General features: G+C 32.1%; 10 protein-coding genes. 9 read left to right on the top strand and 1 reads right to left on the bottom strand.

The genetic code is table 11. The features are described from left to right. The first annotated feature begins 166 nt into the window (after positions 1 to 166). From CN514_RS09190 to CN514_RS09225, 8 genes are all read left to right on the top strand, one after another. A complete protein-coding gene (locus CN514_RS09190; RefSeq protein WP_098232318.1) occupies positions 167 to 1,420 on the top strand; it encodes an ATP-binding protein in 1,254 nt (417 codons plus the stop codon). Continuing rightward, positions 1,417 to 2,349: a response regulator gene (locus CN514_RS09195; RefSeq protein ID WP_098232312.1), complete on the top strand. Its 933-nt coding sequence runs from the start codon at positions 1,417 to 1,419 to the stop codon at positions 2,347 to 2,349. The genes CN514_RS09190 and CN514_RS09195 overlap by 4 nt, the downstream gene beginning before the upstream one ends. A gap of 226 nt (positions 2,350 to 2,575) precedes the next feature. Beyond that, positions 2,576 to 3,901 (top strand): phage portal protein, encoded by a 1,326-nt coding sequence (locus CN514_RS09200; RefSeq protein WP_098232313.1) that lies wholly within the window; start codon positions 2,576 to 2,578, stop codon positions 3,899 to 3,901. A gap of 163 nt (positions 3,902 to 4,064) precedes the next feature. Beyond that, entirely contained in the window at positions 4,065 to 5,333 is a 1,269-nt protein-coding gene (locus CN514_RS09205) for a saccharopine dehydrogenase family protein (protein WP_098232314.1), read from the top strand. A gap of 240 nt (positions 5,334 to 5,573) precedes the next feature. Then, entirely contained in the window at positions 5,574 to 6,005 is a 432-nt protein-coding gene (locus CN514_RS09210) for a DUF2521 family protein (RefSeq protein ID WP_088014585.1), read from the top strand. Between the two features lie 58 nt (positions 6,006 to 6,063). Further along, on the top strand, positions 6,064 to 6,774 hold the full coding sequence (gene cwlD, locus CN514_RS09215; protein WP_056467529.1) for an N-acetylmuramoyl-L-alanine amidase CwlD: 711 nt from the start codon (positions 6,064 to 6,066) through the stop codon (positions 6,772 to 6,774). A gap of 282 nt (positions 6,775 to 7,056) precedes the next feature. After that, positions 7,057 to 8,118 carry an Mrp/NBP35 family ATP-binding protein gene (locus CN514_RS09220; protein ID WP_098232315.1) on the top strand — a complete coding sequence of 354 codons (1,062 nt, stop codon included), beginning with the start codon at positions 7,057 to 7,059 and terminating at the stop codon, positions 8,116 to 8,118. Between the two features lie 192 nt (positions 8,119 to 8,310). Further along, positions 8,311 to 8,898: a KinB-signaling pathway activation protein gene (locus tag CN514_RS09225; RefSeq protein ID WP_098232316.1), complete on the top strand. Its 588-nt coding sequence runs from the start codon at positions 8,311 to 8,313 to the stop codon at positions 8,896 to 8,898. Positions 8,899 to 8,919: 21 nt separating this feature from the next. Here the strand turns inward: CN514_RS09225 and pdaB are convergent, their stop codons facing one another. Beyond that, positions 8,920 to 9,687: a polysaccharide deacetylase family sporulation protein PdaB gene (pdaB, locus tag CN514_RS09230; protein ID WP_098232317.1), complete on the bottom strand. Its 768-nt coding sequence runs from the start codon at positions 9,685 to 9,687 to the stop codon at positions 8,920 to 8,922. A 151-nt stretch (positions 9,688 to 9,838) separates the two neighbouring features. Here pdaB and CN514_RS25635 point away from each other — a divergent pair, with 151 nt between their 5' ends. After that, on the top strand, positions 9,839 to 10,015 hold the full coding sequence (locus CN514_RS25635; RefSeq protein ID WP_176525848.1) for a hypothetical protein: 177 nt from the start codon (positions 9,839 to 9,841) through the stop codon (positions 10,013 to 10,015). Positions 10,016 to 10,304: the final 289 nt, after the last annotated feature.

Genomic DNA, 10,304 nt, shown 5'->3' on the forward strand with positions numbered 1-10,304 from the left:
ACTACAGCTTGTATTATCAAGCTGTATTTTCTTATGAAATTTCGTAGTATGGAGGATCATTGTGTTAATAACAACAAGGCGATATACTAGTAGCAAAAATCAGGAAGTGGCGGATTTGAAATCAAAAGGACTGCAAGGTAAAGATATCTGGATTGTTATTGCACTTATGGTTATAGTTCCAATAGCGGGTGAACTGAACTTTCATCCATTTGATAATATATTTCGCGTTAGTTTTGGAACCCCAATTTTTTTCTTTTCTTTATTGTATTTTAGGAATTATCATTCTGTTTTAATGGGGCTATTAATAGGCATATCTGTCTTTGTATTCCGTGTTGGACTAGATTGGTTAGTATTGACCGATTTTAATCTTGCCTCATCTTTTTCAGTTAGATTTCCTACTTTCTTATATTATTTTTCATATTCCATTTTATTTTATTTACTGAAGGTGAATCGGTTTCAGCATCCTTTACTAATAGGAATCTTCGGTATTACTATTGAAATCACTTCTAGTTTAATCGAATTAATACTTCAACTATATGGGATGGGTTCTTCACTTACAGTCGATGAGCTAAACAAAATTATTATTATTGCAGTGTTTAGAAGCTTCTTTGTATTAGCGTTTATCAATATGATGAAACTTTACGAGCTAAAACTAAAGGAATCGCAAACGCGTAAAGAAAATGAAAATATGCTTATGCATTTATCCAATTTGTATGTAGAGTCTGTTTATTTGAAAAAGACATTACAAAATGCCGAAACAATAACGAAAGAATCCTACAATTTATATCGAGACATGAGTAAATACAAACAGGAATTAGGAGTTCCAATTGAAAAATGGGGGAGCAAATCTTTAAGAATTGCAGGAGAGGTACATGAAATAAAAAAGGATAACCAAAGAATTTTTGCTGGACTTTCTAAACTAATTACAAGTGAAAGTTTGCCTGAATATATGAGTGTAAATGATTTAGTGACAATGGTTATTCGAATTAATCAAAAATATGCAGGCATGCTAGGAAAGAAAATTGAGTTTATTTCTCAAGTAAAGGGACAACATCCGCATTATCATATCTATCTAATGCTATCATTTATTAATAATTTAGTTGCGAACGCAGTTGAAGCTATAGAGCATAAAGGGACGATTCTCTTATCAATAGAAAGAGTTGAAGATTGGATTGAATGTAAGGTTATTGATAATGGACCTGGAGTTCCTTCAAAAAATATGAAGCTTATTTTTAAACCTGGATTTACTTCTAAATATAGCCATGATGGAACCCCATCTACAGGAATCGGTTTATCCTATATCAAAGAAATGGCAGAAGAACTTGGAGGAGAGGTTACTCTCAATCAAAAAGAGAGTGAATGTATTTTTACGATTCGACTACCAATCGGAGCTCTCGTCTTAGAAAGGATGAATTTATGAACTTTTATATTACAGATGATGATGAAGTTTTTCGATCGATGTTATCACAAATTATAGAGGATGAAGAATTAGGTGAAGTGGTTGGTGAAGCGGAAGACGGCTTTTTATTAGATGCAAATACACTTGAAATAAATCAAGTTGATATATTATTTATCGATTTATTAATGCCTCTTCAGGACGGTATAGAAACAATACGGAGTATGGGGTCTTCATTCAAAGGGAAAATTATTATGATTTCTCAAGTGGAGTCTAAAGAATTAATTGGAGAAGCTTATTCTCTCGGTATTGAATATTACATTACTAAGCCATTGAACAAAATTGAAGTGATATCGGTCGTTAGAAAGGTCTTGGAGCGGATTCGACTAGAGCGATCGATTTTTGATATTCAAAAGTCATTAAGTAATGTTTTTGAGGTAAATTCAATCAATCAACATAGTCCAGTGTCTGATAAAAAGAAAATTACGGATTGGGGACAGGTTCTACTATCAGAACTTGGCATAGCTGGAGAAAATGGAAGTAAAGACTTGCTTGATATGCTTAATTACCTATATGAATATGAAACGAATGTTGGTTTAGAGGCAGGATTTCCTACATTAAAGGATATTTACACGCACATTAGTTTGAAAAAGCTAGGGATTGTAAATTCTCAAGAAGACGTTGAGCGGGAAAGGAAATCATCAGAACAACGAGTTCGTAGAGCAATTTATCAATCATTAAACCATATGGCATCAATAGGACTGACAGATTTTGCGAACCCTAAATTTGAAAATTATGCTTCAAAGTTTTTTGATTTTGAAACAGTTCGTCAAAGAATGAGTGAATTGAAGCAAGTATCCTTGACTTCATCAACACATACTCGCATTAATGCAAAGAAATTTATACAAGTTTTATACTTTGAATCGAAACAGCTTTTAGTTGAAAGATATTAAAAATAAATTTTATTAGGCCCTCAAGTAGCGCTTATGCTGAGGGCCTTTTCGTATGAGATTACTTTCTGGAATAAACTAACAAGTATACTCATATTTTAAAATGACGAAAAATTAAAAAATTCTAATAATTCGTTCTGGAATTGTAGCATACATGATTTTTAAAAGAATAAAATAATATACCTTAATAAATTATATCTATGGACATCTACGTTAGGGGTGATGTACATTGAGCTTGATCGACTGGATAATGGGCAAAATGAATTTTCAATCAAGTACTAATTCTTTTGAATTATTAAATGATGAAGGGGATGGTCAATTAACATTAGGCGATACATTATTTAAGAATGATGTGATCAGGGCATGTATTAGACCTAAAGCCAATGCAATTGGAAAACTAAAAGTAACGCATGTTAGAGAAAATAATAGAGAATGCAAGATTAACCCTGATCCATGGGTTTATAATGTACTGCAAGAACCAAATCCATTTATGTCTAGGCAATTACTTTTAGAGAAAATGGTAACTCAGCTTGACCTAAACAGTAATGCGTTTGCATTTATAAAGCGAAATGATTTTGGTTATCCTACTGCTATTTTTCCTATTCCTTGTACGAAAGTTGAAGTGCTCGAAAATAATCAAGGATTGATCTTTTTAAAATTCACATTCAAAACCAAAAATGTACTAATTTTACCTTATAGCGATATTATTCATTTAAGACAAGATTTTAATAGTAATGATCTATTTGGTACGCCCCCATATGATCCCTTACTTCCTTTATTAGAAGTGATTGATTCTGTAGATGACAGTATCGTCAATAATGTAAGTAACAATCGTTTTATGAATTGGTTATTAAACTTTAAGGAAGTACTAGATCAAGATGATATGATTAAGAATACGAATGAATTCGTAAACAATTATATGAAATATACAGGAGACGGTGTAAAAGCAGGTTTTTCAGAGCCAACTTACACTTTACAACAAGTACCTTCAAATAATTATGCTCCAGAAGCACAAAGAACAAGTGATGCAATCAAAAGAATCTATAGTTTTTTTAATACGAACGAAAACATCGTTCAAAGTACATTTAATGAGGATCAGTGGAATTCGTATAATGAAGCTGTTATTAATCCTTTAGTCATCCAGCTAAATAATGAATTTACACGTAAGTTCTTCACCCCAGCGGAACGGAAAAATGGTAATCGGATCGTTTTTGAAGCATCTAACTTAGAATTTGCATCGATTGCAACTAAATTAGCATTTTCAATTATGGTAGAACGAGCTTCTTTAACTCCTAATGAATGGCGTTCTCTATTTGGAATCGGACCAATCCAAAGAGGAGATGTACCACTTCTAAAAAATGATACAGCACCAATCGATCAGAAAGAAAGAGATAGAGAATTTGAGTTGCGTGTTGAAAGGGAAAAGAAACGCGAAGAAGAAATTGAAAGATGCAGACAAGAGTGTTTAGAAGAATGCAAAGAATTTAAAGAATTTTGTAAGGAAGAACAGAAGAAACTTTTAGAAAAACCAGAAACAGACGAAAAAAATAATTAATTAGATAAAATAGAGCTATTAACTAATTATTAGTTAGGCTTTTTTTTTTCAATTAGAAAGTTAGCATAGGTTAAATAGATAGGATACTTGTCCGAACACTTTTTCTATTGGTTCATATAGTAAAGTAAAAGCTAATATTAAACCTATTTATGGAGTTGTTTATATGTTTGAAAAAGATGCGATTATTACCCTATTAGGTAGTTCTGGCGGAGTGGCAAAGGCAGTACTTTCTATATTTAATAAAGCGGCAAAGGATCCAAATGATCCGCTCCAACAGATAATGAAAAATGCCAGGTTTCATTTAATTGATTTGAAACAGAAAGATTTAACCTATTTTGAAAGGATTATTCCTAACCTAATAGAAAACGTTACATTTCATGAAATGAATGTTAATAATATTGATTTATTGAAAAAACATCTAATAGAGAGTAATACAGTTATTGTAGTTGATGTTTCTAGAGCAGATTCTGTTGAAATGTTACGCTGTTGTAATGAGTTTGGTGTGAAGTATGTCAACACAGCTTTAGAAAGTGAAATAGTAGATGAAGATGAAAGTATTAGTTCTGGGTTCCCGCTTAAAGAACGCTTACGTATCTTCGAGGAAAATAAACGAAAGTTTAAAAATACTACAGCAATTATTGGTTCAGGAATGAATCCTGGGATTGTGCAATGGATGGCAATCGATTTAATGAACCAATTCCCTTCCGAAAAACCTCTTGCATGTTACATTGTTGAACATGATAATTCTTTTTATGAAAACCCTTCAATAGCTCAAAAAGAAACAATTTACACCACTTGGTCCCCAGATTGCTTCCTAGAAGAGGCTGTCACAAGCTTTCCTATGTTTGTTAAACAAAATATTCCAATCTTCTTGTATGATGATGTTTATTCAGTTGAATTTAAAGTAACGTTAGGGGAAAAAGTCTTTTATGGTTGTCTTATGCCACATGAAGAAGTATTTATTATTGGCAAATTGTTCAACTTAGAAAGCGGTTTTGTGTATCGTGTTAATGAGCATACAACAAATCTAATTAGAAATAATTTAAAAAACAAGGACGAAATATTGGGTTTTGATAAAAAGCTTCTAGATCCTTCAACAGCTCCATTGGTAGGAGAGGACGTGGTTGGAGTTTTACTTGTGTACGAAGATAAAGAGCGCTATATCTATAATGTTATGAACAATAAAGATTCATTCGCTAATTACGGTACAAATGCAACCTATCTTCAAGTTGCGTGCGGAGTTTATGCAGGAGTTGCAAGTTTATTTTTGGATACTGTATTAAAAGGTGCCTACTTTGTAGATGAGTTAGTATTAAATACAAATAGTAAATATGGACAGTATTTAAAATATCATATGCCTCAGTTTGTATATGGAAAAAATGAAAAAAGTGATGGATTACTTTTACAAAGAATGAAATCATTCGATAATTAAAAATACGAAAGAGGGGGAAAGTTTTTTGATTCCCCTCTTTTATATTTTATTTAAGTACAGGTAGACTTTTGTAAGTCTCGAAAAATGCGTTTTCAATTCAAAATTAATACAATTTTTCTATTATATAAAATCTGTGTCTTTTATGAAAATTACTATTTTTTTATGGAAGAAATTAAGTATGTAGTTTTTGAATGAAGCACCCCTTTTCGTCTTAGACTATGGCTACGGGGAGGTTTCATCATGAATCTTATAACAAATTTCCGAGAAAAAAGAAGAGCAAAGCAAATTACATTTGAAAAGAGTTTATTAAAAGAACTAAAAATAATGCAATTAAAAGCCCAATTAAAGGATTCATTTTCCTACTGTATAGACGCAGACATTAACCAAAGAAAAGCAAGAGAAGATTACTGTTTAGAGTTAGCGGTAGAAACATATTTATTGGGTGCAAGATATAGCCGATTTGGTTTTTATGGTGAGCCAATTGAGAATGTTAAAAGAAGATCAGCTAAAGAATCTGAATGGTTAGCTTATTTATTTTATTCATCTGTATTTGGTCGTAAGGATGATATTCAAACAGAACCATTTGACCGATGTAAATCTTTTTTAAATAATTGGTGGTTAGATGGATATGTAAAAGGAGAAAGAAGACATAGACTTCGTTTATCAAAGTAAGTCATATTCTTCCTAGTTGTCCCATATATTTTTTATAGGACAATCAGGGGGAGAAAAAATGAAAAGATGGCATTTAATCGTTATCATTGTAACCTTTGTTTTTTTGATTTTGAGTATACCTTTATTACAAAAAACTTCAAAGACCTGGAATTTTAGAGGACTACCTTTAGATGGAAAAGTGATTGTTTTGGATGCTGGGCATGGTGGACCAGATGGAGGTGCTTCAGGTGGAGATGTTATTGAAAAAGTTGTTGCTCTATCAATAACAAACAAACTAAGGGATTATTTACAAGGTCAAGGCGCAACGGTTATTATGACAAGAGATGGAGATTACGATCTAGCAGAGGATGGAATGAAAGGATATAGTAGAAGAAAAAGCGTTGATTTAAGGAAAAGGGTAGAAATTATTAATGGATCGAACGCAGACCTATACATATCAATTCATTTAAACTCCTTACCAAGAACATCTTCAAAAGGTGCACAAACATTCTTTTATGGTTCATTAATTGAAAATGAGCGATTTGCAAAATACGTCCAAGCTGAGTTAAGGGAAAGTCTAAATAATACTCATCGATTAGCGAAAATTATTAATCATGTTTATTTGATGAAATATGCGAAAGTACCAGGAGCGCTTGTAGAAGTTGGCTTTTTATCAAATTATGAAGAAAGTCAGCAGTTAAGAGATGAAGAATATCAAGATAAACTTGCTGCAGCTATATATAGAGGGGTTATTAGATATTATACAGATAAAAATGAACCACCGAATTAATCGGTGTTTCAAACTATTGACAAACGCTCGCTTTCTTCGTTACTTCGTCTGCTTACGGTGCTCATTACCGTTTAGGGTAACTCCGCTCCGCACAGACTTCGTGCCTCGAAAGACAAACGTTTTCAATTAGTTTGAAAATCATATTTTTTGGACTTCGTCTATGATAAGGGACCGCCGAATTATTCGGTGGTTTTCATTTTTACTAACTAATTAATGTTACTTAAGACTAACTATGATACATGTGTTATACTATTTAGTATATTAAGATAACGAGGTGTGAATATGCTTACCAATGAACAAGTATTATCACTTTTAGGTACAATTAATGAGCCATTTTTAAATAAATCATTAGCAGAATTAAATGCTGTTAAAGAAATATCGATAAAAGAAGAAAAGAAACATGTAAGCGTTAAAATTGCATTGTTGAAAACGGGTACAGCAGAACAAATGCAAATTCAAACACAAATTGTTCAGTTATTAAAGCAGAATGGTGCTGATACAGTTGGAATTCGATTTACTGATTTTACAGAAGAAGAAAAAGGTCAGTTTATTGAAGACAATGAAGAAAACTCAACACTTTCACTATTAGATAATAAAAAAGTACAATTTTTAGCAATTGCAAGTGGAAAAGGTGGAGTAGGAAAATCAACTGTTTCTGTAAACTTAGCTGTTTCTTTAGCAAGATTAGGTAAAAAAGTAGGTATAATTGATGCTGATATTTATGGCTTTAGTGTACCGGATATGATGGGAATTACGACAAGACCTGTGATCAGGGGTGAGCGTATCATTCCAGTCGATCGTTTTGGAGTAAAGGTTATTTCAATGGGATTCTTTGTAGAAGATAATTCACCAATTATTTGGAGAGGTCCAATGCTTGGTAAAATGCTACAACAGTTTTTCACAGAAGTTGAATGGGGAGATTTAGACTATTTATTACTAGATTTACCACCAGGTACTGGAGATGTAGCGTTAGACGTTCATAGCATGTTACCATCTTGTAAGGAAATAATTGTTACAACACCACATCCTACCGCTTCAATTGTTGCGGCTAGAGCGGGAGTAATGGCATTAAAAACAAACCATGAAATTATTGGTGTTGTAGAAAACATGAGTTATTTTGAAAGTAAAAAAACTGGCGAAAAAGAGTATGTTTTTGGTAAAGGTGGAGGAGAAAGGCTTGCAAAAGAGCTTCAAACAACTCTATTAGGACAATTACCTTTACAGCAGCCTGATTGGGATGAAGAGGACTTTGCTCCTTCAATATATGATAAAGATCACCCAACTGGTAAAATCTATACGTCGATTGCTGAGCAAGTAGTCGAAAAAATCGTATTAAATAAATAGTAAACAATACCCTTTTAATTTGTATGCTTGTTTTTTGTTAGCAATGGTTATACGATAACCATTGTTAATATTTAGACATGAATTAAATTATTAGGGTATTTATATTGATTAAATAGTTAATAAAGTTTTATATGAATCGTTAATTTAAGAAGAAAATCAGAAGCTTTCTGAAAACGGGGGATTAAGAAACGAATGACGAGTCGGAAATTGGTTCGATTATTTTTAACAACATTACTAGTTGGTGGAATCGCAACAATCTTAACGGGTATTCTTTATGGGTATAAAGAGTATTTTGGTTATGTTCAAGATGGTAGATTTATTAAACTTCTAGTAGAAGTATCATTTTTATTTATATTAGGATTAGTATTCAGTGCAGTAAGTCAGATGGGATTCTTTGCATATTTGACAATACATAGATTCGGATTAGGCTTATTTAAGTCAATATGGAATACAGTTCAAATTGTATTAATTATATTAGCTCTATTTGACTTAGCTTATTTTCGATTTAAAGAGTATGCGCATGGAGAAGCTTTTACTGTCTATTTAATATTCCCAATAGTGCTTTTAGTAGGTAGTTTGATTGTTTCTTATATAAAAATGAAAGAAACAAACAAAGGGGCGTTTATTCCAGCATTATTTTTTATGATTGTCGTTACAATCGTTGAATGGGTTCCTGCATTAAGACAGAATGATCTTTCGTGGTTAATTCTAATGTTAGTACCGTTATTTATTTGTAATGCGTATCAGTTATTAACTTTACACAAAATACTAAAGAGCTAAGAGAAACATCTCTTAGCTTTTTTATTTTACAATTTTAATATTAGTTTTAGTATTAGATATCATTTGGGAAACAGTTATGTTTTTATATCCTTCGTCTTTTAAGTAGGACCAAATTAATGGCAATGCTTTTGGCGTTTGAAGTGCCGAATCACTTGCATGAAGCAAAATGATGTCGCCCGGATCAGTATTATTTTCTACGCTTTTAACAATTTTATTTGTTCCAGGATTTCTCCAGTCTTCAGTATTGACACTCCAATGAATCACAGAAAGATTGTTCCGTGCAGCAAGTTTTATAACTTCTTTATTATATTCACCATTTGGTGGTCTAAATAACTTAACGTCTTTTACGCCTAGACGATTAAATACTTCTGCTGAATTATTTAAATCTCTTTGCATTTCAACTGGAGTTAGCTGGGTGTAGCTTTTATATCGATACCCAAGTGTTCCAATCTCGTGACCTTGCTTAACGATTGTTTCAACGATCTCTGGATGTCGCTCTGCCCATGATGCAGATAAGAAAAAAGTGGCATTCGTAATTTTTTGATTTCGTAATACATCCAAAACTTTGAGGACATTTTCATCCCCCCAGCTTATATCAAAAGTAAGTGCTACATTTTTTTGTGAGGCATCACCTTTGTATATTGCCATTGGCCCCTTGTTCGTTGAAAAAGTTGAAAATGTTTTAGGTGCTTGTATATAAACTAAGCAAGCTGTGAAAAATGCAATAATAGTAATTAAAGAAAATTGCTTTAATTTCCTTTTTGAAGTGATGTAAAAGTAAAAAAGCATAAAATCGCCTTCTTTCCTGTCCAAGTTCTTATATAAAGGATATGAAATTAAGTAGGCTTGTATGCTACAAAACGAAATGATTAAATGTTTTAAGTATTAGGACAATAAAACGGGTATTTTCTTAAAGACGAAGTACCATGGAGTTGGGATTATGTTTGGTATACTTCTAAATAAGGAGCATGTATTAGAAATCGAGTCACTCATATTACGTTCGCTATATGAATTGGATAAAGAGTTATCATCGCATAACTTAAATGAAAAAATTAAAAATGAAATGGTCCAAAAGAAGAAAATCTTATATGAAGTGTATAATAGATTACCGCTATAGGAGTTTTTCGCTTTATCAATGGTGTAGGGTGTAAAACGCATAATTGCTTTCCTTTTTCGCAATTATAAGAGGCTTGTTCACTTAGTCCATGAAAAAGATTTTAAAAAAATCATATTTTGTGTTGACGTTATATTTGAATACGTGGTATATTATTTCTTGTCTTCAACGACAACAAAAACTGATTCAACAAATTAAAGAATATTTTTGAAAAAAATGTTGACAGGCTATATTACGAAATGGTAATATTAAAAAGTCGCTTACGGCGACGGAATGAACTTTGAAAACTAAA

The organism is Bacillus sp. AFS001701 (genome assembly GCF_002559405.1).
Taxonomy (GTDB): domain Bacteria; phylum Bacillota; class Bacilli; order Bacillales; family Bacillaceae_G; genus Gottfriedia.